Raw genomic sequence first — 26,517 nt, forward strand, 5'->3', positions numbered from 1 at the left:
CATCATATATTTAAAATTGCAAGTTTTATTAATTGTTAATTCAATTAATTATTTATTGCACCTATGTAGCTATGTATATGTCATAAATTCTATTTTTATGAATTATTAATTGAGTACTGCTTCATATTTAACATATAATTTTGAAACTACGTTATATAAGCTATTGATAAATATGTCTTTTACTGCAATAATAAGTATAGGTTAAGATATAAATTAAAATAAAAAATTGTTATTATAATTAAACTAATATCGGAGGTAAATATATGGAATCAGTTAATATTTTAGGTACGGGGAGTGCTATGGTTACAAAATGTTATAACACTTGTTTTACCATTTCTAATGGTAAAGAGCATTTTTTAGTAGATACAGGTGGTGGAAATACCATACTCTCAAACCTAGAAAAATTAAACATAGATATAGGCAATATCCACAATGTTTTTATATCTCATAGACATAACGATCATATTTCTGGCATTGTTTGGATCATTAGGGCTGTAGCTCAGCAAATTATGAATGGAAATTATGACGGCAATCTAACAATTTATTGCCACAAAAATAATATTGATATAATAAACACAATAAGCGACTTACTTTTAGATAAAAAATTTACAAAATATATTGGAACTAGAATACTATTTAATGAGATTTATGATAAGTGCACTGTTACTATACTAGACTTAAATATAAATTTTTTTGATATCAAAAGTACTAAAGAACTTCAGTTTGGCTTTAATACAACACTTAAAAACGGAAAAAGTTTGGCTTTTTTTGGTGATGAGCCTTACAACGAAGAGTTATTTGAATATGCTAATAATGTAGATTATCTTTTTCATGAAGCCTTTTGTTTATATTCACAAAAAGATATCTTTAAACCTTATGAAAAGCATCATGCTACTGTAAAAGATGCTTGTGAAAATGCATCCAAGCTAAATGTAAAAAATATAGTTCTATTTCATACTGAGGATAAAAATATATTAAATAGAAGAAAACTATATACTGATGAAGGCAAGAAATTCTTTGCAGGAAATATTATTGTTCCTGATGATTTAGATATTATTGAATTGTAGATGATTTAATATCAAATAAACAAAATGTTTACCATAAGTCTGTGCCCATAATATCCTAGAGATATTATGGGCGCAGACTTTTTTATGCAAGAAGAAATATATAACATGTTATTCTGTAAAATTATATTCTAAATAAGAATACTTTTTCCATAAATAGTTCAGAATAAAAAAGAGTGATATATGCACATGGAAGGAGTAAATTATGAAAGTTGGTATTCCTAAAGGGTTATTATATTATAAATACTACCCATTTATAAACACATTTTTAAGTGAACTAGGTGTAGAAATAATTACATCTACAGATACGAATAAAAATATTTTAAATGAAGGAATTAAATATTGCGTGGATGAGGCATGTCTACCTATAAAGATATTCCATGGACATATCTTAGATATAAAAGATAAATGTGATTTATTAATAATACCAAGATTTATGAGGGTACGCGAGCGCGAATTTATATGCCCAAAGTTTTGCGGACTTCCAGAAATGATTTTATGTAGCATACCTAATATGCCAAAAGTAATGACAGAACCTATATATGCAACAAGCGAGAAGGAATTATATACTTGGTGTAAAAAATTAGCTAACATGATTACGAAAGACAAACGCAAAACAAAGGTTGCATTTAACAATGCTCTAGAAGAACAAAGAAAGACTAAATTTGGCATCAAAGATGAAGGCTATAAAATAACTATCGCTCTAGTTGGGCATCCATACAATCTCTACGATACCTTTATTAATATGGATATAGTAAAGAAATTAAACAAATTAGGAGTCGGGATCATAACAGAGGAATACGTGAGTGAAGAACAAATTAAATCAGAGATAAATACTCTTTTTAAACGTCCCTTTTGGACTTTTGCATCAAATTCTTATGGCTTTACAACTAGTATATCTAAAAATAAAGAAATAGATGGTGCTATATATATATCATCCTTTGCTTGCGGAATAGACTCTGTTGTAATTGAACTTATTAAAGATAAACTTGAAGGTTTCCCTCTTTTAGTCTTAAAAGTTGATGAACATACTGGTGAAGGTGGTCTAGATACAAGAATTGAGGCCTTTATTGATATGATTGAAAGGAAAAATAACAATGAAGATAACATTTCCACATTTCGGCAACACACATCTTGCAGCTAAAGCATTATTTGATGGGCTCGGTATAGAATGTATAATTGCACCATTTAATAGTAGCGCAGCATTGGAGCTAGGCTCGACGTTTTCTCCTGAAGAAATGTGCTTACCTTATAAAATTATGATGGGTAATTATTTGCAGAGTATAAAGCTTGGGGCTGATACCATACTCCTTCCCGGAAGCTGTGGTCCTTGTAGATTTGGTGAGTACTGCGAATTGCAAATAAATGCACTTAAGAAAATGGGGCACAACTTAACTTTTATTGTAGTTGATAGTCCTTTTGATATTGGCAAAAATGAATTTTTAAATCGCCTATCCAAGATATCAAATAATAGTAAAGAAGGTAAATTACAAAAAATCAAAGCATTAAAAGTGGCCTACACTGTAAATGAACTTATAGATAAAATTGAAAGTAAAGTACATTATTTAACAGGATTTGAAGTTAACAAAGGTCAATTTAAAAACCTTTTAAAAGAATGCACCATAAATGCCGCCAATGCACTTTCACCACCACAGATGGTGAGTATTTTAAAAGAATATAATAATAAAATAGATAATGTTCCTATTAATAAAGATAAGACCCCAATTAAAATTGCAATTATTGGTGAGATTTATACTATAATTGAGCCCTTTGCTAATCTATATATAGAAGATAAACTTATGGACTATGGAGTATCCACTAAAAGAAAACTTACCCCTACTTGGTGGATTAAAAATGCATTACTTAGTCCATTTAAACTTAACTCAATTGACATAAGGAAAGCCTCTAAAGAATATCTTCCATATTATATTGGTGGTCACGCTAGAGAATGTGTAGGAGAAATGCTTCTTGCAGAAAAAGAAAGTTTTGATGGAGCAATTCAAATCTTTCCTATGGGATGTATGCCTGAAATTGTATCAAAAGCAATTCTAACTAAAATTTCAAGTGATAAGGATTTTCCAATAATGACTTTAATAGTAGACGAAATGACTGGTGAAGCCGGTTATATTACTAGGATAGAAGCATTTGTAGATATGTTAGAGAGGAGAAAAAACAATGTACTATATGGGAGTTGATGTAGGATCTGTAAGTACTAACATTGTACTATTAGATAATGCATTAAATGTTGTAGAAAAATTATATTTAAGAACAAAAGGTAAACCTATAAAAGCAATTCAAGACGGATTAAAAATATTAAACAAGAAATATGATACTAAGCAAATAAAATCAGTTGGAACTACTGGAAGCGGAAGACAAATGGCATCTTTTTTAATAGGCGCAGACATTGTAAAAAATGAAATTACTGCTCATTCAGTTGCATCCCTTGAAATTGACAAAGAAGTAAGTACCATATTAGAAATAGGTGGTCAAGATTCAAAGATAATATTATTAAAAAATGGTATAGTAACAGATTTTGCAATGAATACAGTATGCGCAGCAGGTACAGGGTCTTTTCTTGATAGGCAAGCAGAAAGGCTTGAGATACCTATTGAAGATTTTGGAGACTATGCATTAAAGTCAAAATCGCCTGTTAGAATAGCTGGAAGATGTGCCGTTTTTGCAGAATCTGACATGATACATAAGCAACAGCTTGGATATAATGAAGAAGACATAATAGGTGGGCTTTGCGAAGCAATGGTAAGGAATTATTTAAGCAATGTCGGAAAAGGTAAACAAATCCGTTCAAAAATATTTTTTCAAGGTGGTGTTGCAGCTAATATTGGTATTAAAGCAGCTTTTGAGAAAGCCTTAAATACTGAGGTTTATGTCCCAGTTCATTATAATGTAATGGGCGCTATTGGGGCTGCAATACTTTCAAAGGAAAAAACCATGAGGATAGGTAAAACAAATTTTAAAGGGTTTGAAATAGCATTTAATGATTTTGTACCCAGAAATATTGAGTGCAATGGTTGTGGTAATAATTGCGAAGTAATTGCAATAAAGGATGGTGATAAAACTGTAGGCTGCTTTGGAGATAGGTGTGGCAAATGGAGCAATAAAATGGAACTCAAAAGTAGAGCTAGTAGATAAACATTTATCTACTAGCTCTACTTTTTTAGTATCTTATTCCATACAATTACTTATCTAAAGTTTTCATATAATCAAGTTGTTTCTCTGCGGTTTTCTTCATATCATTTATAAGAGTAGTTTCTTCAATTGCTAATTTTTGTATATCAGTCATATTTTTATTAAATTTAGCTAATGTAGCAGGTGATTTAAAATATACCATATTGTTCTTTACTTCATAATTTCCCTTTTCACTTACCATAAAGGTTACACTATCATTTATCTTTTTAATAAAGTTTATTTCAAATGCTATATATTTCTTTATCATAGCACTTGATTGAAGTTGTCCCTTTTCAAACCCGGCCGCTACATCTTCTTTATAAATTTGTGGAATATCTACGTTATTTACATCTGTATTCATTTTTTTAGTAATTTTATTAGCATCTGCTTCAAATTGACCAAATCCACTAGTTAAGGTTTTTAATCTTTCCTGAGTATCCTTAGTTTTAGCTGGAGTACTAAATGTATCGGCTGATAATAAAGTCTCAACATGAGCTTTAGATACGTCTGTTTTCATATTAGCACTCAATTTTTGATAAGAAATAAAATATTGATTACATAAATCTAAAAGAGGTGCCATATTGCCATATTTAGAATTTTCTAATTTATCAGAACTTAAATCTTTTCCAGCTGCATAATCACTACTCATACTTATTAATTTGTGCATAGCAACCTTGTTAAAACTAATCTCCTCAGTTCTTTTGTTGATTACATTAGCGGTTGCTACACTTGACGCTAGCATGAAAATTATTGAAAAAATCATTAGAGCGCGACCTTTTTTCTTTTTAAAAATTAATCTAACTATATATGCTATAAAAACAACTGCGATTATTCTTCCAATTATATATCCCAATTGGCTACCTATATTAGCTGTTTTTAAATAAACACTCCTCTGAACTAAAATCTCCGCTATTGATATTATTGTCCCTATTACGAAAAATATTATTGCTAAAATGGTAAATATTTTACTCTCAGCATGTTGTTCATGTAACTCATTTTCAACCATGTTATTTTCATTCATTTATTAAACATCCCCTTTATTACAAGTACAATTTTACCATATTGCGCAATTATATACAACCAAAAGTGACAAATTTGTATTGAATAATCATTAAAGTGATGTTTTCTTCTGTCAACATGGTTCAGAATAAAGTATTTGTCGTTTTATAACATCAATATGTATTTTTTTCAGTATACATCAGCTGATATTCCATTTCTTCCATTTCTTTTAGCAATATAAAGTTCATTATCAACCTTTCTTATAAATTCATTTATTGTTATATTTTTGCTAGGAAAAACCGAAGATATTCCAATCGATAAAGTAATTCTATCTGAAATTTCCGAGAATTTATGTCTAATATTCAACTTTTTCAATTTACTTCTTAAATTTTCTCCAAATTTAATTGCATAATCAATTGAACTTTCTGGCAATAAAATCACAAATTCATCACCACCAAACCTTGCAACAAAATATGGTCCATTATTCAAGTTTGCCAAAATGCTAGCAACTCTAGCTAAGCAATTATCCCCTTCTAAATGACCAAAGTTATCATTATACTCCTTAAAATAATCTATATCAATGATTAGCAAAGATAAACTATTTCTTTCTCTTATACTGCTCTCCCAAACATCATTTATGTAGATATCAAACTTTCTCCTATTGGAAATCCCCGTTAAACTATCGTTCTCAGACAAAGATAATAATACTTTATTCAATTTTTCTAATTCAATTTGAATTCCTTTTGTTTTTTTAACCTCCGTTTCTAGTTCCATTGATTTTATTGCATTATTAATTGCTATAGCAGCATAAGCTGATAATGCTTTAACCATTTCAATGTGGTATGGTGTAAAAGCATTTTTTTCTTTACTTTGTATTGACATTACACCTATAACTTGAGCGTTTACTATAAGAGGACAAAACATCATTGAGTTTAGTTCTGAATTGTAATTCAATTTTAATTGATTGTTATACGTTCCCTCGTTAATGTATTTCGGAAACTCTTTACTAATATCATTAATTATAATTAACTCACTACTCTCAATACACTTCCCAGTAAAACTTGGTTTACTTAAAATTGAAAGACCAGGTATATTTTCCTTTTTGCCGTTAATAACAGCATCTAAATAATTTATCATAGAATTATCCTCATCATAAAGACCAATACAGAAATAAGAAAAATCCATAAAATTTTTAATGCTTGAATAAAGTATATCTAATATCGAATGTTCATTTAAAGTTGAAGTTATTTTTTGTCCTAGTTCACTAATAATAGATATTTTTTCAACAAGCATTTGCAGCGATTGTGATTCTATTTTTAAGTTTTCATTTTTCTCTATAATTCTATTATTCTCTTTCTCAATTTCTAACATTTTCTTTTTCATATTTAGACTCTGAATAATATTTTTATTATAGGCCTCTGTATGTTTTTTTTCGTACTTATAGTGCAATTTCATATATCTAAAAGATGATTCATATTCTCCTGACTTTTCATAAAATATTGATAACATCATCGATATTTCAGACACTTTTTCATGTTGTTTATATTTTATTGATACATTACAGGCATTTATTAATATACCAATTGCTTTTTTTGTTTTTTTTCGTTCCATCATATATTCATAATAACTAAGTAATGCATCAATTTTGTAACTAGGTATTGATTCTTTTTCATTTAAATTTATAGCAATATAAAAATATTCATCAGCCTTTACGTAGTCTCCTTTTTTCCATGAAGTCTGCGCTAATAATTTATAGATATCAGCATCCGCTATAGTATAATTATACCGTTTCATATACTTTAAAGCTTTATACGAGAGAATATTCGCCTTTTCATATTCCTCTAATAAATAATAAATTTCACCTAAGCTAAGGATAGTTACTCCACTAGATAAGCTATAATCCGATAAAGAATCTATATCATATGCTCTTTCACTATAACTTAATGCTTCTTTGTATTCATTAAGTAATTTATAATTTTCTGCAATATTATTTAAAGTAAGCATTGTCGATTTTTTTGAAGTAGCCTTATTATCATATCTTTTACCTAAATCAATTTCTTTTGCAGCTATTTGTGCTTTATCATAAAAACTCATGCTTTTTTCAATGTCACCTAACTCACTAAATATAATACCTAATAAATTATATTCCAACCATATGAGATCACAAAATCCTTCTTCAATAAAATAATGAAGTGAAACAAATATTAATTCTAAAGCTTTTTCATCATTCCCAATGCTATAGTACGAATAAGCCATATATAAGTTAGCGACTTTTTCACCAAGTGTATATCCTATCTTTTCAGATAAGAGTAATGCATCATTTGAGAATTCTATTGTCCGCTGAGAATCACTATTTTTTAGTAAATTAGCTTTTTCTAAAAGTACCTTAATTTCTCTCCTTATATAACCATCATTCATGAAATTACTCCTATTCAATATTCATAATTATTTTGAATTAAATTACTTTAATCTATTTTTTAGTACTGCCCTTTTTTATAAATACAATGTTACCATTAAACAGAAATACATACAACTTAAAAGCTACAAAATTGTAATAAATAAACATTAATCTTACATTTTAAATAACTACATCAAAAATAAAATACATAAAAAAGAAGCCATAAGCTTTTAAATTAAGAGCTTATGACTTCCTTCTATTATTTAAATTATTTTAACAAAGATTTTATTGCAAGTAATTCCTTACTTAAATTATCATCTTTCATCATTTCAAGTACAGAATTAAGCATTACACGTACATCATGTTGTCCTTTATAAATAGGAGTAAGTGTCTTATTTAGATTTAGGAATTTATAAACAGCAATTTGTGCACCTCTTACTGAATAATCCATTGTAAATACTACGTCATCTTTTATTTCACAGAATTGTCCAAGCAATGCTAAATTAGTTGAACCTTCTGGAATATTTTGAGGTCTATCACCCTTTGCCCTAGTTAAAAATTGTGCTGTTGTAAACGGTAATATACATGGTATACAAATAGATGTTTCTATAATTTTCTTCATATCATCTTTAAAGTTTAGGTGATATAATACTTCGGCTAATATTTCCTCACCAGTACAATCTACCATTCTCTTCTTTATAAAATCACCCTTTGCATATGGGAATAAAGAATAACCCCAAATAATTTGTATTTCATCAGCTTGGCCGATAAAATGTGGTTGATTATGCAAAACTATTGTCATAAGCCATGCAGAATCTCTAAATGTCATATGGGCTCCAGTACCCGGTTGATTACCTGAGAATTCTATTATTTTCTTATACATTGTTGGATCCTTAAGTGTAACTGTGAAAGACTCCCACATTGATTCTTCAACTCGTTCATCAAAGACCTTTGGATTACCAAACTCAGGACGACCATCTGCAATTTTCTCCCAGAGATCCCATGCTCCACCTACATGCTTGTCATTAATTATTGCTGGCTTAGTCATTGATCCAAGGCTAGTACCCGCTGTTAATGAACCAATAGTAGCAAATGCTAAATCTCCAGCGCCGACCTCTATTCTAGTTTCTTTTCCATTTTTAAGACATTTAAATGCCGTAACTGTAGTTTCAGTATCCGATGGTTTAAATTCTAAATCAGTTACTCTGCAGTTTAATTCAAAATTAACCCCTTGTGATTTTAACCATTTTGTCATAGGTAATAACATTGAATCATATTGATTATATGGTGTACGACGTATTCCAGATAAATCTTTAAGTCGTGGTAATTCTTGAATAAATCTATGAAGATATCGCTTAAGTTCTACAGCACTATGCCAAGTCTCAAATGCAAAGAGTGTAGTCCACTGAAGCCAGAAATTTGTCTTAAAGAATGCTTCTGGGAAACACTCTTTAATAGTTTTTGTTCCTAAAGAATCTTCAGAGTTAATCATTATATCCATTAATGCCATTCTATCTTCACGGTCAAATCCTAAAGTCGATACATCTAATATATTAGCATCATTATCTATTAATCTAGCTTTTGCATGGGTATGAATCTGTTTATTAAAAGCATTAAATTCATCCATTATTGAAACTTTAGGATCAGTTAATGAAGGAATGCTTTCCATTATTCCAAATGTACAAGCATAAGCTTCTCTATCAAACATTCTTCCACCACGGATTACATAACCATCCTTTGCATTACCATTTCCGTCCATACTTCCACCTGTTATATCTAATTCTTCATATATATGAATATTTTTACCTGGAACATGTCCATCTCTAATTAAATATATCGCAGCTGCCATTGATGCAAGTCCAGCACCAACCATATAAGCATTTGTTTTTTCTACATCAATAGTTTGATCAAAATTAAATTTCATTTTAACACCCTCCATTTTTAAAATTATCTATTCTCCTATAAAACTAATTTAAACTTAAATATATCAAGTTATTAGCTTGCCATATATATAATATAAATCTAATCACTATAATTTTATACAATCAATATCATAAGACTGTCTAAAATATATACATATATCCTAAACTGTATACTTAAATCATCTCCTGGGTCGCTGCAACAGCTTCGAAGAAGATTCATTGAAAACTTCTGAAATGTCGTTAAATAAAAAAATTTCAATTTTAAATAACAAAATGACCAATTTAACCATATATTATATTGTAAATACTATAAGGAGTTAATTTAATGTATATCGATGAAGATACTATCAAATCATTTAATTTAAATAATACTTATGAACAAGAAGCTCAAGATTTTCCGTTATCATGTCCCTATAGGCAAATGAATCCTTTCCCACCATTTCCACAAGGACCTCAAGGCGGGCCTCATAGTGGTCCCCAAGGACGTCCACCTTCAGGACCTACAGGCAGACCACCTTCTTCAGCTCCAAACTTTACGCCGCCTGAACCTAAGGTTCAACAATTTGGTGCTACTCCCCTAGCTATAGATCAATGTGCAATTAGGCCTTGCCTTCGTAGATTTGTATATATATGGCCAAAAAGAGGCAGAGGATTCTGGGCATGGCTTACATTTGTGGGTCCTAGATCTGTATCTGGTTTTCGCTGGTATAGAAATACTTGGAGGTATTTTGGAATGGATCTTAGAGAAATTAGTAGTTTCCAATGTTTTTAAATTAGTAATTAAGGAATAGGGGAATTAATATGAAAAATTTTCAACATTTCCGTGGAGTAATTACAATGATCAATGATTTTTGGATAGATGAAACTGGAAAAAATACAGGATGTTATAAGTTAATGTCTGTGGAAGATGGATATGGAAATTTAGTGAATTTCGTAGTGGAACCAACTACTTACTTTGTAGACCATGTAATGGTGACACTGGGGGATATTGTAACTGGCTTTTATGATGCAAATGTACCTACTGTTCTCATTTTCCCACCACAATTTAGAGCAATCGTTATTGCAAAAGATACACTTTATCAAAATGTAAAAGTAGACTATTTTAACAATAATCTTTTAAGTAGCGATAATAATTTAAAATTAAACATTGCACCCTGGACACAGATAGTACTAGAAAACGGGCAATCATTTACCAAAAGTCCAACAAACCGGAATCTAATTGTTCTTTATGGAGCTACCACAAGGAGTATACCAGCACAAACAAGTCCCTATAAAATTATTGTTATGTGCTAGATTTTTAATAAAAATAATAAAGGAGAAGCCTAGGCTCCTCCTTTATTATTTTCATAATATACATACGCTTACTTAAACGCATTTAAGCTCTCAAATAATTCATTAAAATTATCTTTAGCGATTACTTCTCTTTCCTTAAATGTCCCCATTTTCTCTTTAGTGAATACTTCATTATTATTTAAAGTTACAAGTGCCTCTTTTACAGTATCCTTAAAACTTGGAATCATATCTATTATTTTTTTCACTCCATACATATACTCGTCATCATAAAGTTTAAAACATTGAAATAGACCTGATGTAAGTCTTCCATCTGAGAATATATAAATATATCTATCACTCATTTCATCTGATAAATCAACTTCGACTTTATGCTTATACAACCTAAAAATGACACTATCTTTCTCGACAAAAATAGGGAATATCATAGAAAAAAGTACTATTGATTCTCCTTCTTCCTCAACCATTCCTGAAAAATCATTCTCATTAAGTCTCTCCACTATGTCATCAGTAAAAATGCATTTTCGTATTTCTTTTCCGAGCTTACTTCTTAGATTTTGCTCTTTCTCATCTGATAATAAATTGTCTATCGAATTAAATAATTTATTTAGTGGTCCTTTTTCTTCAACTTTTTTCATAATTACAGTGCCTCCTTAGTTATCTTCTGCGAAGCTACAAGTTATCTTCTGCGAAGCTACAAGTTATCTTCTGCGAAGCTCTTAGAATAGTTTAAGAAACATCTTCCATAAAAGAGGGTACAATAGGACAGTCATGACTCCTGAGATAGCCATAGTTAAACCACTCATCGCTCCCTCAACTTCCCCTATTTCCATAGCTCTTGCTGTTCCAAGTGCATGAGCTGATGACCCCATAGCAATTCCTAGGGCAACTTTATCATTAATTTTAAAAATTTTGTATAAGAACGGTCCTACAATTGAACCTATAATACCTGTAATAATTATCGCTACAACTGTAATTGATTGAAGTCCACCCAACTGTTTTGACAAAGCTATTCCTATAGGTGTTGTTATAGATTTAGGCATTAGAGATTTAATAAGTACATCTGTTAATCCAAATAATTTTGAAAGAAATACTACACTAATAAAACCAGATATGGCTCCACTAAAAATCCCTATAAGTATTGGTGTAGCATTTTCTTTAAATAATACAAATTTTTTATACATTGGCAAAGCTAACGCAACTGTTGCAGGGAATAAAAAAAACGAAATTATTTGGCCTCCCTTATTGTAATCCTCATATTTGATATGAAACTTTGTAAGGAATAATATTAATATAATAACGGCTATCATAAGTGGATTAAAAATTGAAAGTCTGCCTTTTTTCTTTATATAAAGTCCAATTTCATAAGCAATAAGAGATGTTATTACACCAAAAACTGGTGAAGTAATTAAATCATTCATGTAAACGTCCTTTCCTTAAAATTTTAACTACGAGTGCTGTTACAATCCACACTACACATGTGGAAAAAACAACTATAATCATAAATGGTATCCATTTCCCCTTTAATACACCAAATGCCGTCATTAGACCCACTCCAGCAGGTATAAATAAAAAGGACATATTTGATAAAAGAAACTCACAAAGCTCTTCTATCATTTCAATTTTAACTATTCCTATTTGTAATCCTAAAAACAATAAAATAAGTCCAATAACAGATCCTGGAATTGGTAATTTTAATGTTAGTTGTAATACAGTTCCTAAAACATATGGAATTAAAACAATCATTAATTGTCTTAAATACCTCATTCTTTCACCTACTCATTATGAAATATTGTAATACACGAAAATCGGTAACTCATTTATATTTTTTTTATTTATATAAGTATTCTCTTGTCAAAGGTAAATCATTATTTACTCCTTTGGCGAATAATATCTGATGAAGATTAATATTACCACAATTAAATGATGCAGCGCAAGAATTTAAGTATAATCTCCACATTCTTATAAACATTTCATCTTTACTCTTCTCTATTATAGGAAGAGCATTTTCAAAGTTTTCAGCCCAATGTTCCAGCGTTTTACCATAATGCCTTCTAAGACTTTCTATATCAATTAGTTCAAAATTTTGCTCTGCTATATCTGAAATAATAGTTTTTATTGCTGGCACATGTCCACCTGGAAAAATATATTTGTCTATCCATGTATTTGTACCGCCTTCATTTATTCCTGTTATACAATGAACTAAAGACAGACCTTTATCATTCAATAAACTATTCACTACATGAAAATATTCAGATAAGTTATCTAGTCCTACATGCTCTAACATTCCTATACTTACAATTCTATCAAAACTTAAATTTTTTAATTGCCTGTAATCTTCAAGTTTAACTTCAACCAAATCTTCTAGTCCTTCTGCTTTTATTCTTTCATTTACCTTTTCAAACTGCTCTTCACTTAAAGTAATACCAACAGCTTTCACCTTATATTGCTTCGCAGCTGTTATTATGAGTTCTCCCCAACCACACCCTATATCAAGTAGAGTTTGTCCTTCTTTTAAATTTAATTTTTTCAAAATATGATTTATTTTATTAATTTGAGCCTGATATAAGGAATTAGTATCATTCTTAAAGTATCCGCAAGAATAACTCATAGTATCATCCAACCATAGCTTATAAAAATCATTACCGATATCATAATGAAATTCTATATTGTCTTTACTTCTTTTTATACTATTTTTTATCTTTTTTATTAAATGTTGATATTTCGCACTCTTTTTTAAAAAACTTTCCTTATTATTATATAAAGATTCAATCACAGACTGTACACTACCTACTACCTCTAATTTTTTAGTCATATACCCTTCTCCGAGAGCTATTGAAGGATTATTTATAATATCACCTTTTGGTATCGGCTCATTAAGAATGATTTTAAATTTGCTCTCACCTTCACCGTACTTTTCCTCATCACCATCCCAAAACCTAATTTCAAATGGATCTGAAAACATGCTTTTTAATAAAGTTTTATAAAATAATTTATCTGTAATCAAAATATATCACTCCTTTATTAATTGTTTATATAGTTTTAAAAATAACAAATACTAAATAAAGTATACCATTAATTTGTTATTCTATTACAAAAATAACAACCTACCATATTAGGTATAACATTTTTTTATCTAGAGGTCAAAAACGAATTCTCTAAAATTTTAGCTTAGTAAACGGTAATCATATTTTCTTTTATACATAAACCTCTCGTTTACTTACTTTTCTAATTATTCTCTATGATCAAATACAACTCTTTTTTTAAGGTAACCTTTAACCCCATAACGAATAAGATAATAAAGAAGATAAATTACTTAATGGAGGAATATTAATGCAATTAAATGGTAGTAAGACTGAAAGAAATCTTCTCAGCACTTTTGCTGGAGAGTCAAGAGCACGAAATAAATATACATTTTATGCTGAAAAAGCAGAAAAGGAAGGGTATGAGTATATAGCCTCTATTTTTGAAGCTACTGCGAACAATGAAAAGGCTCATGCAAGAGAAGTTTTTAATAGGTTTCTTAAGATGAATAAAAGTACAGCAGATAATTTAAAAGATTCGGCCGAGGGAGAAGCTCATGAAAGTAATAACCTATATAAACAATTTGAAAAAGAAGCCCGGGCAGAAGGTTTTACTGAAATTGCAAATTTCTATAAGGAATTACAAGAAGTAGAAGGAAATCATGAAATGAGGTTTATGAAAATATATGAAAATCTTGAAGCAGGTATGATATTTAAAAGAAACACTGATGTAAAATGGCAATGTATGAATTGTGGATATATTCATATTGGAAAAGAAGCCCCTGCCTTTTGTCCACTATGTAAGTTCCCAAGAGCTTACTTTAAAATCTATTGCGAAGACTACAAATAGGAGGGATGAATATGATAATTTACTATCCCACTTACTATTTAGTGCCAGTAGCACCTGTAATGTTTTCATATGAGGATGAATACAACGCTCGTTGCAACGGTTTTTACAATGATGAGTTAAATATTCCTTATAATGATAAGTACAGCGATATTCATAGCGATGACTACACCCTTCCTCAAAATAATGAGTACAATGACAATCATGACTCTAGGTACGATATAGAAACTAGCGAAATTTATAACACATACAGAACTATAAGTGAAGATCTTTTTTACGGGGTTGATGAAGAATACGTAAATGACAACATTAAATAATGTTTATAATTATTTATAAGGCAACCTCTATTTAGATTGCCTTATAAATTTGAATAAACAAAATATATTTCCTATTTTCTGTTTTCTACATATATAATTGAAGGTACAGATCTTTCTCCCAAACTATCACAAGGATTGTTTATAACTTCATCATCATAAAATAATGTAGAGGATGAACCTCCATCTAAATTAGCTGCATTATAAGCTCCATGATCATATAACACATCTTGTGCCTCTCTTAGCGTAGCTCCTAAACTACGTATCTGTCTACCGTCAATAACTAGAAATAATATTGCCCCATCCTTTCTTTGTGCTATACATGTTCTAGGTGCAATTCCCCAACCACCATTGCCATGATTTATTGTCTTAAATCCATTAACTATCATGGCAGGACCAAAGGATACTGCCTCGCTTACCCCAAATTTTATCATCTCTTTAATTGTATAAGTGCCAACTAGTAACTTTCCCAATTTAGTTAATGCTATAGTTTCTATTTTTTCATTACCATTATTTATATCATTATAAACAATCTTTCCACCAGACATTATAACTCCAGCTGGATTTGCCCCAGTTCCCGTCCAAAGTGATCCCGCACTTCTATCTGTAAAGCCTCCACCATTAATGGCTGCAATGGCATTATTACTTCTTGCAATATCACTAGTTAATTCCCCTTCCTCGCCGATCTTACTACTATATCCCACTTTCACTCTGGTTGGATCATTAATTACTAGCAGATATCCCTTAAATTTATTCCCTATTATTTCATACCTTGTAACACCTTTATCATTTTTGTTTTTTACCTTTACGCCTGTGCCTATTCCATGTGAATTATCTTGAACTATAACATCCACCTTCTGCTGGCTCATAATTTTATTTATCTTATCATCAGATAAAAATGATGTCACTAGCCATTGTAAGGTAAGCGTAGTCATTGCAGAACCTACAACCGTAGACCTTACATTTTTAAATGGGCCATAATAAATCATAAATGGACCTGTAATTGTTGTGAAAACAATTTGAAATATAATAAATAATAAAACTAGTCTGCTTTTACTCCTTTTACCTTTTTCTTTTTTCTTTATTGTTTTCATACTTCCCTTCCTTTTATGTAATGCTTAATTCTATAATTTCAAAGATTAAAAATAGGTAATTATAACTCTATATATTATATGATTTGTTTTATAGGTTACATGCATGTTATTTTTTATATAAAATAATATTAAAAACAGGGTGAAAAAGCCTTATATTTAATTTAAATAATATAATTACCTATAATAAAAAGCATCCAGATAACAGACTAAGCTGTGATCTAAATGCTTTTGTAAATATACCTAACTAATTTTCGATGATTTTTCATGATTAGAATCATTCGAATCATCATAAAACGATGGACTATTATTTTGTTTTACAAGAGAACTTATTATAGCTGAACTAGCTATAAATAATAGCCCAGTTTGAGGTGCAATCATTGTGAAATCAACCAATCCATGCCCAATTATTACAGCTTGAATGCCTGCTAGCATTGGAACCACTCTACACTTTTGTGCATAAAGTATCTTTAAATTTCTAAATAAATTGATCTTCAAATAAGCATATATTAAAAGCCCGATGCCTCCAAGTGTTGTCATAATCGTAATCCAGATATTATGACCATGGTATAACGTTGCATAAAAATAACCTTTCATAAAGTCTGCCCCATGCTCGGTAATTCCCATAAGCCCCCAACCGGTAAAGGGCTTAATCCTTATCATTTTTAAACATCCTTTCCATATTCCAACACGACTAATAAATGAGTCATCAAACCCATGTGCCGTTATATTTTTCGAAATCTCCGATGGCATAAAAGTAACTGCAACTGTAATTATGAATATTGTTATAAACAGCCACATATCCTTTTTGCTACCTTTAAGTAGATAAAAAATGAAAAGTCCACATAAGAGACCGATAAAAGCACCACGTGATCCTGTTAAATATAATGCAATAAAAAACAAGAGTGTTGCTGCTCTATAAAATAATTTTGTTGTTTTAGATTTAATACTGCAAAAATAAAGACCTACAATAATCATTATGGCAAACCAATTACCTGCTACATTGGGATTTCCAAAAGTGCTATATATTCTATCATTAACTACCGGCTGAGATGTAATTTGAAGAAATTTCGACCAAATATTAATGTTAAAATAAACATATATAACTTTCTCAATAATTCCAAAAATAACTGAAATCAGTGAAAACGATACTAAATGCATATATATCTTTTCCACTATACTTTCATTTTTACAATAATCTTGTAAAAAAATGCTAACACATAAATACATAAAAAGAGCAAAAGATACAACAATTGATGAAAAACTATAATTTATAACTCCTACTATTAAAGACCAAATAAAAAGTAAACAAAGTCCTATGTTCCAATGATTTTTGTGTATGCTTACTTTTTTAAATAATACCATATATAGCATATATATTATTGGTATTATGGTCGTATAAGGAGAAATAACTATTAAAAAAACTAAAATAGACATAATAAACCACCTTCACCTATAGTCAAACAAGCCTAACGAAAATGTCACACTTTATTTTATATTTATAAGTATTTGTTGAATTGAACTGTTATATCCTTGTTGCAAAATAATAAAAATTATTTTCGAACATATTACCCCCACTATAACTCCCGCTATAACATCTGTAGGATAATGAACATATAAGTATAGTCTCGAAAGAGCTATCAAAAATGCTATTGTCATAAATATTAATTTATATTGTGTAAAATACATAGAGAGCATTTCTGCAGCAGCAAAGGATGATAATGTATGTCCCGAAGGAAAAGAATAAGATGTTGGTTTTAAGTAAAGCTTGCTAACATACTCCTGCTTATTACAAGGCCTAACTCGTCGTACTACGTGTTTCATTATACCTTCACCAACAATTGTACTTATAATTAATGTTAGAATTACTGAATTCCCAATTATCCTATACGGCTTATCTAATATTAATGCAATAGATATTATAAACCAAATAATCCCCATATTCCCCATGAATGTCACTATAGGCATTATAATATCTAAATATCTATTTTGTCCATACTTTTTAATAACAAATAGAATATAATCATCGATTTTTTGTATTTCATTCCCAATTTTGAGATACACATTACCGCCTCTTTCTCATATATACTATCCTATGTATTATAATTCACTATAAATCTTAAAATGCTATTCCCCCGCATGCGAGCCATAACATTATACTTAGTACCAATCTTATTAAATCTCAGTGCTCTGAACCTCATCTTCATTGTCATCATTTTTTTTTCTCTTTTCTTTTATAAACACTATAACTCCAGGCAATAATGAAATTATTATTATAGCTACTAACATATAAGAAAAATGAGTTTTTACAAATGATAGATTACCAAAGAAATAGCCTCCACCTAAAAATAAACTTACCCAAAGTCCTCCTCCAACAATATTATATGGTACAAACTTCGAATAATTCATTTCGCCAATACCAGCTACAAAAGGTGCGAAAGTTCTAATTATAGGAATAAATCTTGCAATTACTATTGTCATCGAGCCATGCTTTTCATAAAATTCCTGAGCCTTTATTAAATAATCCTTATTTATAAACCTTACTTCTTCTTTTTCGAGTATCTTTTTCCCAATCTTTTTACCGATAAAGTAATTTGCAGTATCTCCAAGTATAGCCGCAAGATATGATATTATTAGGAGAGTAAATATATTCATTGATCCAATTCCTGCTAGTGCTCCTGCTGCGAATAACATTGAATCACCTGGCAAAAACGGTGTAATTACTAAACCCGTTTCAATAAATATAATTAAAAAAAGAACTCCGTATGTTAACATACCATACTGTTGAACCATTAAAGTTAAATACTTATCAATATGCATTATTACGTTTATAAAGTTGATTAAAATATCCATATTTTCTCTCCTCGTTATTAAACACTTATGTAGATGTCTTGATGCTAGTATTATATATCTATAAGATTAAAATTTGATTAAAAAATATCACACTTTAAGATAATATCATAAATAAAATACTTCTGGCCCTCCCATACTATTACTTTAAGAAGTTGCTATTTTTAGATTTTATTGTAGGTAGTATGCGATAAACTTCTAATAAAATGATATTTATAGTAAGCCAGACTCCACCAAAAATATACCCCGCATAAACATCACTTGGATACTCAGTTCCAAAGAATATTGGATTTAAACCTGATATTATACATATAAATAAAGTTATAATTAAGACCGCAGTTTTAGCCCAGACCCTCTTTGCATGACGGACTATTAGGTATACAAAAAATCCATAAAAAACAATTGCCATTAAAGCTTGATAACTTGGAAATGTATATTGATTATGACTTATTAGGCTTATTGAAGAAGGTCCTAATCGCCTAAAAATATGCCTCAAACCATATTGTAATATTTCTCCACCTAAAATCACAATAAATAGGGACTGGATTTCAAGTATTCGATTTATATTTCTCCTTATAATCCATATAAACATGAAGATAGTAAGAGGTACTAATACCCTAATTGATGTTGTTAGTTTAAACAGCCCTATCACAAATGACCATTTAGAATTAAAAATTACTTTTACTAAGTATGATACAACAATATCAAATTGATCAAATTCATGTGATAAATAATCCTGTACCACCCCAATTACAAGAACTGAAAAGCCTAAAAAGGCAACTGCTACAGCCCCTATAGCAACTTTCATTTTTCCCATAGAATGAAATATAATTATAGTTTTATCTAAAACTTTGTATGTATTCTCGATTATCTGTATCCTATGATTTCTATAAGCATATACAATCGTTAATATTATAGATATTACTATGCTACCAATAATCAAATATTTTGATATGTCGCCATGGAATTTATCCCAATTTGGTCCAAGAACCTTACCTAATGAAATAAAAGTAGCTGTCCACAAAAGCGCTCCGAAATAAGCGTTACTAGAAAACCTCCTATACGATATTTTTGTTATTCCTGAGAAATACCCCGTAATATGTCTAACCCCAGGTATGAAATATGCTAAAATTAATAATTTATTACCAGATGCATTAAACCACTTAGATGTTTTTTCAATTTTAGCGGGTCCAAGGTGTATATATGAACCATATTTTTTAAAAAAATTCGCGCCTAATTTATCACCAATAAAGTAAGAAATTGTAATGCCCAGCATCACACCACCCGTAGCTACTAGGATACTTATACCCCAATTCATTTTAGATTGATAAACAAGAAATCCACAATATGTCATCATTAATTCACCAGGAAGAGGAAATGCAATTAACTCAAGCACTAAAGCACTAAACAATATGATATATCCATAATTATTAATTAATCCTATTACAGAATGCAAAATCTCGCCCCCCTATTTTAAAGATTACAAACTTCTTATATACTAGCCTTAGATTTATGCTTCACTTTATCAAATGTATAAATTACTAAAGCACTACATACAAGCCCTAAAATTGCACCTACTAAAACATCTGTAGGATAATGCACATATAAATATACCCTAGAAAAAGCTATCAAAGATGCTAAACTTATAATTTCAATAACATACTTTTTAAAATATTTTGCAAGAACCCCTGCAACTGCAAAGGACGACATAGAATGCCCTGATGGAAATGAATAAGATAATGGCCTTTCTATTAAAAGGCTCATTGTTGGTATAGTGTCCGATGGCCGCAAACGTTTAAATATATTTTTCAGTATTTCATCACCTAAAATTGCGCTTAGGATTAAAGCTGCTAAGGCCATAATCCCTATTTTTCTATATTTTTTGTTACTTATAAGTATCGATGCTATTATAATCCATATTATTCCTGCATTTCCCAAGTAACTTGATATAACCATAACTTTATCCATAATAATTCCATGCATATTATATTTTATAAACAATAGTATAGAGATATCAAATTTCTGTAGTAGGTACATCATTATCATTATTCCTCCTTTGATTTCTAGGAGATTATATAATGTCCCCCATGTCTTATATAATATATTTGCAAGATTAAAATCACATTAAATTATTTCATTCGGAGCTGCAATATTAGATTTAACTTAATAATTAATATTTAATATAACAGTTATCTTTGTTCCAAAACCTTCCGTGCTTTCTGCACTTATAGTTCCTTTATGTACATCCACAATTAATTTAGCAATAGATAGTCCAAGACCAGTACCACCTTTTTCTTTAGATCTAGATTTATCAACAGTATAAAATCTTTCAAATATATTTTGTATTTCATCTTCTGGTATTCCCATGCCGCTATCACTAACGGTAATTTTTACTGTATCACAATGGATCTCTGAACTTATATCTATTGTGCCTTTTTCTGGTGTGAATTTAATACTATTATCAATTAATATCCTAAGCATCTGCTTCATCATTTTATAATCTGCAAATATACTAATGGAATCATTTTTGTAACTTGATATTATATGACTATGATCTATAAGTTTAGTTTCCCTAATCACTTCGCAAATAAGATCATTAAGCAAGAAATCTTCTTTCTCAATTTTTTGATTTCCGCTACTCCCCTTAGCAATAAACAATAATTTCTCAACTAAATTTGCCATATTACTAGTTTCTAGTTTTATAGCATGAATAGATTTTTCTAAGGCTTCTCTGTCATCTTTACCCCATCTATCGATTAGGTTTGCATACCCTTGGATAACTGCAATAGGCGTTCTAAGTTCATGTGATGCATCAGACACAAACTGAATTTGCCTATCAAAGGATTTTTGAAGCCTATCTATCATTTTATTAAAAGTTATACCCAATCTTTTAAGCTCATCATCAGGACCCGCAACCTCAATTCTACCCAATAAATTATTAATACTAATATTATCAGCAGCTTTAGTTATTTGATCAATAGGTTCTAACATCTTTTTACTTACGATGTACCCCAATATAATTGAAGCAATCATCCCTATAAAATCAGCTATTGCCATTAAAACGAACAAAATTTGCATAAAATTATATTCATTACCCATCCACTTAACAATTTGAATATAAATTACTCCATATTTCTGGGTTTCAATTTTTAAAATTTTATATACTAGGTGTTTATCATCTTCTTTAATTTTTGTTATTTTATCAAAAGGTTCTTTGCTTATAATATTATAATTAAATTCTTTTGATTTGTTTAGTATTTTACCATCTTGCTTTAGTATTCTTATTGATATATTTTGTTCTGATGTAACATCTGAAACAATTTCTTTATCTGACAAATCTCCATGCTCATTCCGAGACACGATATTATTTAATACTATTGTTTTGACATCTTCTATTTGTTTATTTGCCTGACCGTACAAGTAGTATTTTATACCATATAGAATAGAAGCATTTAAAATAAGTAATATTAATGAGAACATTACAGCATAAATCACAGTTAATTTCAAAGATATTTTTGCACTTTTGATCATTTTCAAATTCATAATTTTAGAACTTATAATTTTAAAATTCATGGTTACTCACCTTTAACAACATATCCTACACCCCTTACAGTGGTTATAAGTTTATCCTCAAAGCCATCATCAATTTTGCATCGTAAATATCTTATAAACACATCTACAACATTAGTATCCCCTATGTAGTCATAACCCCATACCTTTTCAATTAATTGTGCTCTTGTAAGTACAACATTTTTATTTATTAAAAGTATTTCTAAAAGGTCAAACTCTTTTTTTGTAAGTTCGATTTCTTTGCTGCCTCTCTTAACATTATGCGCTTTATTGTCCATAACTATGTCTTTCACTTTAATCTCATCAGTCTTATTCCCTATAGATGTAGCCCTTTGATACACCCTAATTCTTGCTAATAGTTCTTCTATTGCAAATGGTTTTGTGAGATAATCATTTGCACCTACATCTAATCCTAAAACCTTATCTGATATATCACTTTTCGCAGTAAGCATAATTACAGGTACGAGCGACAACTGCCTTATTCTTCTGCAAACCTCAATTCCATTAAGCCCCGGCAACATAACATCGAGAAGTATTAAATTATACTCATTTTCCTCAGCTATTGTTAAACCTTCTCGTCCATCATAAGCAACATCAACTCTATATCCTTCATGACTCAATTCCATTTCAATAAATGTTGACATTAGCCTTTCATCTTCCACTAAAAGAATTCTAAAATCCTTCAAAATAGCACCTTCCTTTTACGATAATTTAGTGAGAAAACAGATCCCATATACTACTAATATACACTATCTTCCTAGTCTTAGCCATATTTATGAGTATTTCATATATGCTCGTTCTTATTAAGACTATTATATTAATAAAACAAATAACATGTAAAAAATACATATGATTTCTCATATGTATTTTTTACATGAAATATAAACTATGATTATTCTTCTGAAACTATCACTTTTAGACCTACTTTTCTGATATATTAATTATCATTTGTCCTTTTTTTGAAGTAGCGTCAACAGAAATATTACTTTCATCTGATTTATTACTCTTTTTCTCCTTTTGTGAAGGATCCTCATTAGAAAAATCGCCTGAATCTGCTTTACTACTCATCTGTCCTTCTTTGGGATTATCATTATCTGATTGATCACTCTTTTGTTTCTTTTTCGAAGTATCATCATCTGAAGAGTTTGAACCTACATTAGCTCCCGAAATAGCACCATTAAAAGGGATTGTAATTTCAATAGTATTTCTGTTTTTTTCTGGTTTTTCTAAATCTTTTTCACCCATAAATATTCTCCCTTCATATATAAAACTACACTATATACATAGCGTGCATTATATAGTTTACCCATTTAATTATAAAATATAGTTTATATCGAACATATTTCATTGACTTGGAGAGTTTAATGTATTATAAATAAGATAATTATAATACTAATCATGATGAGACTAATAGTTATTATGACATTAGTAATTATTACAACTACATTATACAAGGAGTGTATAAACTTGAATAATATATTGATTATTGAAGACGAGGAAAAGATCTCTGAAATACTAAAAGCATATCTCGAAAAAGAAGGCTATAGTGTATATACCTCTACGAAAGGTTTAGACGCAATAAAACTTTTCGAGAAAATCGAATTTAATTTAGTTATATTAGACCTGATGTTACCAGACATCTCTGGAGAAGAGGTCTGCAGCATTTTAAGAAAAATTTCCGAGGTACACATATTTATGCTCACTGCCAAAAGCACTTTAGAAGATAGAATAGAAGGCTTAAACCTTGGGGCAGATGAATACTTGGTTAAGCCGTTTAGTCCAAGAGAATTAACTGCAAGAGTAAATGCTTTATTTAGAAGGATTAATATAAATAAATCCGAAACAATGATTTATAATAACGGAGATTTAGAAATTAATTATGACAAAAGAATAGTTAATGTGCGAGGCAACGAAATATCACTTACTCCAAATGAATTCGACATATTACAGATTCTTTCATCTAACGGTGGCAAAGTATTTACAAGAGAACATCTCATTGAAAGAATTATGGGGATTGATTTTCAAGGTTTTGATAGAACAATAGATGTACACATTAAAAATATACGTAAAAAGATAGAATTGGATAGCAGAAATCCTAAATACATAATAACAGTAACTAGAATCGGTTATAAGTTTGGTGGTGATTAATTTATGCAAAGCATAAGAAAAAGATTAAGTATTATATTAGTATGTACATCCATACTAGCACTCTTTTTAGCTACACTTTTTGTAAATATAGCAATATCAAAAACCTTTAACAAGTATTTAGTTGAAATACAAACTAAGAGGGACACTGGAATAGTAAAATATTTAGAAACAGTGTATGAAAAGAATGGTAAATGGTCAAAAACTTCTGGAATAGAAATTACACATGAAGCCTTTATGAGTAATTACTGCCTAACTCTTAAGGATATAAATAAAAAAGTTGTTTGGGGAATGAATGCAAATGACATAATTAACAACACTAATACTACTATGCCCCATAAAAGTAACGGCGTATATACTTTAAGAACTCTCCAAATAAAATATAAAGATAAAATTGTAGGTTATGTAGACATAGGACAAAATGGTCCAGTATTATTAACCAGTGATGATATCACTTTCAAGACATCAATAAACAAGGGTATTATTTTAAGTATTATACTCTCACTTTTGATAACAATACTAATTAGTTTGCTTATTTCAAAGCAATTTTCTAATCCTCTTAGGCAAGTTTCTAAAATTTCAGTTGATCTCTCAAATGGGAACTATCGTGCACGGTCAAATGACAAAAGCACCATTTTAGAACTTGAAAATTTAAGAAATAGTATAAATACACTTGGTGAAAACCTTCAAAATCAAGATGCTATTAGAAAAAGATTAATATCAGATATATCTCATGAAGTAAGAACCCCCCTTAATATTCTTCAAAACAACTTTGAAGCTATGATTGATGGTATTTTTCCAGCAGACAATGAAAGATTAACCTATCTTAACGATGAGGTTATTAGATTTGGAAAGCTTATAGACAATTTAAATACCTTGAAACAAATTGAAGGAGAAGAAACCGCCTTAAATATGGAAATAATCTCTTTAAAAGATATCCTTACTTTAGTCAAAAAAGAGTTTGAGCTATTATCAGAAAATAAGAACATCACAATGACATTAAAATGTAGCACCAATAACCAATGTGATATTTTGGGAGACACAGATAAAATAAAACAAGTCATTATTAATTTACTTTCAAACGCGGTTAAATTTACCCAAAATCAAGGAGAAATTAATATTACTTTAAAAGAATCTAATAAAAAAATAATATTGAAAATTCAAGATACAGGCATTGGCATTAAGGAAGAGGACTTACCTTATATATTTGAAAGACTCTATCGAGGAGATAAAAGTAGACATGAAATAGAAGGCTCTGGTATAGGCCTTACAATTGTAAGGAACATATTGACCCTCCACAAGGCAGACATAGAAGTAAAAAGTACAGAAGGAGAAGGAAGTACGTTTATTTTATATTTTAATAAAGTTTTGTAATTATTATCCAAATATTCAAGGAATCTTAAACAGCAAAGTCACTTGAATTATATCCATAAATAAGTTTGAAGAGTAGAGAACTCTCTTCATATTTTCTTCACAATTACAGTTTATAATTTAGTTATATTAAGTAAATGAATCTAAACTTATTCAAGGAGGTTATTTATATGTATTGTAATAGATTTTTAGGATCTGGATATGGCACTGGAGGGGGGATGTTTCTAATGATGGTCTTTGGGTTTCTAGTATTTTCAGCATTTGTTTTTCTAGTTTTCAAACTAATGAAAGTTAATTCGCCTTCATCTTTCTCATCAAGTAATTTGGCTTTAGATATACTAAATGAAAGATACGCTAAAGGGGAAATTAATGAAGAAGAATATACTAAAAAGAAAACAATTCTTTCTAGAAAGAACTAGGAATACTTTCACCCTTACGTTTTCTAAA

General features: G+C 29.7%; 27 protein-coding genes. 11 read left to right on the forward strand and 16 right to left on the reverse strand.

Annotated features, from left to right (window positions below; all coding sequences use genetic code 11):
- The first annotated feature begins 263 nt into the window (after positions 1-263).
- From LL038_RS16015 to LL038_RS16030, 4 genes are all read left to right on the forward strand, one after another.
- Complete coding sequence (locus LL038_RS16015) at positions 264-1,067, forward strand: MBL fold metallo-hydrolase (RefSeq protein ID WP_216123772.1); 804 nt, start codon at positions 264-266, stop codon at positions 1,065-1,067.
- A 202-nt stretch (positions 1,068-1,269) separates the two neighbouring features.
- Positions 1,270-2,208 carry an acyl-CoA dehydratase activase-related protein gene (locus LL038_RS16020; RefSeq protein ID WP_216123770.1) on the forward strand — a complete coding sequence of 313 codons (939 nt, stop codon included), beginning with the start codon at positions 1,270-1,272 and terminating at the stop codon, positions 2,206-2,208.
- Positions 2,162-3,259, forward strand: a complete 1,098-nt coding sequence (locus LL038_RS16025; RefSeq protein ID WP_216123768.1) for an acyl-CoA dehydratase activase-related protein — start codon at positions 2,162-2,164, stop codon at positions 3,257-3,259. The genes LL038_RS16020 and LL038_RS16025 overlap by 47 nt, the downstream gene beginning before the upstream one ends.
- Entirely contained in the window at positions 3,240-4,214 is a 975-nt protein-coding gene (locus tag LL038_RS16030; protein ID WP_216123766.1) for an acyl-CoA dehydratase activase, read from the forward strand. Before LL038_RS16025 ends, LL038_RS16030 begins: the two co-directional genes overlap by 20 nt.
- Before the next feature lie 46 nt (positions 4,215-4,260).
- Here the strand turns inward: LL038_RS16030 and LL038_RS16035 are convergent, their stop codons facing one another.
- The 3 genes from LL038_RS16035 to LL038_RS16045 all read right to left on the reverse strand — a co-directional run bounded on the left by LL038_RS16035 (position 4,261) and on the right by LL038_RS16045 (position 9,571).
- Positions 4,261-5,271, reverse strand: a complete 1,011-nt coding sequence (locus LL038_RS16035; protein ID WP_216123764.1) for a hypothetical protein — start codon at positions 5,269-5,271, stop codon at positions 4,261-4,263.
- A gap of 167 nt (positions 5,272-5,438) precedes the next feature.
- Complete coding sequence (locus LL038_RS16040; RefSeq protein WP_216123761.1) at positions 5,439-7,667, reverse strand: GGDEF domain-containing protein; 2,229 nt, start codon at positions 7,665-7,667, stop codon at positions 5,439-5,441.
- 248 nt (positions 7,668-7,915) lie between these two features.
- Positions 7,916-9,571: an oleate hydratase gene (locus LL038_RS16045; RefSeq protein ID WP_216123760.1), complete on the reverse strand. Its 1,656-nt coding sequence runs from the start codon at positions 9,569-9,571 to the stop codon at positions 7,916-7,918.
- Positions 9,572-9,894: 323 nt separating this feature from the next.
- Between LL038_RS16045 and LL038_RS16050 the strand changes: the two genes are divergently transcribed.
- Both LL038_RS16050 and LL038_RS16055 read left to right on the forward strand, forming a co-directional pair.
- Entirely contained in the window at positions 9,895-10,341 is a 447-nt protein-coding gene (locus tag LL038_RS16050) for a hypothetical protein (RefSeq protein ID WP_253200272.1), read from the forward strand.
- 29 nt (positions 10,342-10,370) lie between these two features.
- A complete protein-coding gene (locus tag LL038_RS16055; protein WP_216123759.1) occupies positions 10,371-10,862 on the forward strand; it encodes a hypothetical protein in 492 nt (163 codons plus the stop codon).
- 68 nt (positions 10,863-10,930) lie between these two features.
- On the opposite strand, the gene LL038_RS16060 is transcribed toward LL038_RS16055, so the two are convergent.
- The 4 genes from LL038_RS16060 to LL038_RS16075 form a co-directional block, all read right to left on the reverse strand.
- Entirely contained in the window at positions 10,931-11,497 is a 567-nt protein-coding gene (locus LL038_RS16060) for a hypothetical protein (protein WP_216123758.1), read from the reverse strand.
- A gap of 81 nt (positions 11,498-11,578) precedes the next feature.
- Positions 11,579-12,280, reverse strand: a complete 702-nt coding sequence (locus LL038_RS16065; RefSeq protein WP_216123757.1) for an LrgB family protein — start codon at positions 12,278-12,280, stop codon at positions 11,579-11,581.
- Positions 12,273-12,626: a CidA/LrgA family protein gene (locus LL038_RS16070; RefSeq protein WP_171296108.1), complete on the reverse strand. Its 354-nt coding sequence runs from the start codon at positions 12,624-12,626 to the stop codon at positions 12,273-12,275. The genes LL038_RS16065 and LL038_RS16070 overlap by 8 nt, the downstream gene beginning before the upstream one ends.
- Positions 12,627-12,690: 64 nt before the next feature.
- Positions 12,691-13,866, reverse strand: a complete 1,176-nt coding sequence (locus LL038_RS16075; RefSeq protein WP_290443047.1) for an SAM-dependent methyltransferase — start codon at positions 13,864-13,866, stop codon at positions 12,691-12,693.
- A gap of 326 nt (positions 13,867-14,192) precedes the next feature.
- Here LL038_RS16075 and rbr point away from each other — a divergent pair, with 326 nt between their 5' ends.
- Both rbr and LL038_RS16085 read left to right on the forward strand, forming a co-directional pair.
- Positions 14,193-14,732 carry a rubrerythrin gene (rbr, locus tag LL038_RS16080; protein ID WP_171296109.1) on the forward strand — a complete coding sequence of 180 codons (540 nt, stop codon included), beginning with the start codon at positions 14,193-14,195 and terminating at the stop codon, positions 14,730-14,732.
- Positions 14,733-14,743: 11 nt separating this feature from the next.
- Positions 14,744-15,046 carry a hypothetical protein gene (locus LL038_RS16085; protein ID WP_216123756.1) on the forward strand — a complete coding sequence of 101 codons (303 nt, stop codon included), beginning with the start codon at positions 14,744-14,746 and terminating at the stop codon, positions 15,044-15,046.
- A gap of 71 nt (positions 15,047-15,117) precedes the next feature.
- Here LL038_RS16085 and LL038_RS16090 read toward each other — a convergent pair whose 3' ends face one another.
- The 9 genes from LL038_RS16090 to LL038_RS16130 all read right to left on the reverse strand — a co-directional run bounded on the left by LL038_RS16090 (position 15,118) and on the right by LL038_RS16130 (position 23,799).
- Complete coding sequence (locus LL038_RS16090; RefSeq protein WP_216123754.1) at positions 15,118-16,137, reverse strand: phosphodiester glycosidase family protein; 1,020 nt, start codon at positions 16,135-16,137, stop codon at positions 15,118-15,120.
- Positions 16,138-16,377: 240 nt separating this feature from the next.
- Positions 16,378-17,571, reverse strand: coding sequence for an O-antigen ligase family protein (locus tag LL038_RS16095; RefSeq protein ID WP_216123751.1), 1,194 nt, complete (start codon positions 17,569-17,571; stop codon positions 16,378-16,380).
- 51 nt (positions 17,572-17,622) lie between these two features.
- Positions 17,623-18,198, reverse strand: coding sequence for a phosphatase PAP2 family protein (locus LL038_RS16100; RefSeq protein ID WP_268055888.1), 576 nt, complete (start codon positions 18,196-18,198; stop codon positions 17,623-17,625).
- 111 nt (positions 18,199-18,309) lie between these two features.
- A complete protein-coding gene (locus LL038_RS16105; RefSeq protein ID WP_216123750.1) occupies positions 18,310-18,987 on the reverse strand; it encodes a DedA family protein in 678 nt (225 codons plus the stop codon).
- Positions 18,988-19,126: 139 nt separating this feature from the next.
- A complete protein-coding gene (locus tag LL038_RS16110; protein ID WP_216123749.1) occupies positions 19,127-20,440 on the reverse strand; it encodes a VTT domain-containing protein in 1,314 nt (437 codons plus the stop codon).
- A 35-nt stretch (positions 20,441-20,475) separates the two neighbouring features.
- A complete protein-coding gene (locus tag LL038_RS16115) occupies positions 20,476-21,030 on the reverse strand; it encodes a phosphatase PAP2 family protein (RefSeq protein ID WP_375293013.1) in 555 nt (184 codons plus the stop codon).
- Positions 21,031-21,147: 117 nt separating this feature from the next.
- The gene (locus LL038_RS16120) at positions 21,148-22,557 is read right to left on the reverse strand and encodes a sensor histidine kinase (protein ID WP_253199997.1); all 1,410 of its coding nucleotides are present in this window, start codon (positions 22,555-22,557) and stop codon (positions 21,148-21,150) included.
- Positions 22,558-22,559: 2 nt separating this feature from the next.
- Entirely contained in the window at positions 22,560-23,240 is a 681-nt protein-coding gene (locus LL038_RS16125) for a response regulator transcription factor (RefSeq protein ID WP_216123747.1), read from the reverse strand.
- Positions 23,241-23,475: 235 nt separating this feature from the next.
- Complete coding sequence (locus tag LL038_RS16130; RefSeq protein ID WP_216123746.1) at positions 23,476-23,799, reverse strand: hypothetical protein; 324 nt, start codon at positions 23,797-23,799, stop codon at positions 23,476-23,478.
- A gap of 222 nt (positions 23,800-24,021) precedes the next feature.
- Between LL038_RS16130 and LL038_RS16135 the strand changes: the two genes are divergently transcribed.
- The 3 genes from LL038_RS16135 (at position 24,022) to LL038_RS16145 (ending at position 26,489) form a co-directional block, all read left to right on the forward strand.
- On the forward strand, positions 24,022-24,702 hold the full coding sequence (locus LL038_RS16135) for a response regulator transcription factor (RefSeq protein WP_216123856.1): 681 nt from the start codon (positions 24,022-24,024) through the stop codon (positions 24,700-24,702).
- A gap of 3 nt (positions 24,703-24,705) precedes the next feature.
- The gene (locus LL038_RS16140; protein WP_216123745.1) at positions 24,706-26,073 is read left to right on the forward strand and encodes a sensor histidine kinase; all 1,368 of its coding nucleotides are present in this window, start codon (positions 24,706-24,708) and stop codon (positions 26,071-26,073) included.
- 167 nt (positions 26,074-26,240) lie between these two features.
- Positions 26,241-26,489 (forward strand): SHOCT domain-containing protein, encoded by a 249-nt coding sequence (locus tag LL038_RS16145; RefSeq protein WP_216123744.1) that lies wholly within the window; start codon positions 26,241-26,243, stop codon positions 26,487-26,489.
- Positions 26,490-26,517: the final 28 nt, after the last annotated feature.

Origin of the sequence: Clostridium estertheticum (assembly GCF_026650985.1) — a bacterium.
In the GTDB taxonomy this organism is placed as follows: domain Bacteria; phylum Bacillota; class Clostridia; order Clostridiales; family Clostridiaceae; genus Clostridium_AD; species Clostridium_AD estertheticum_C.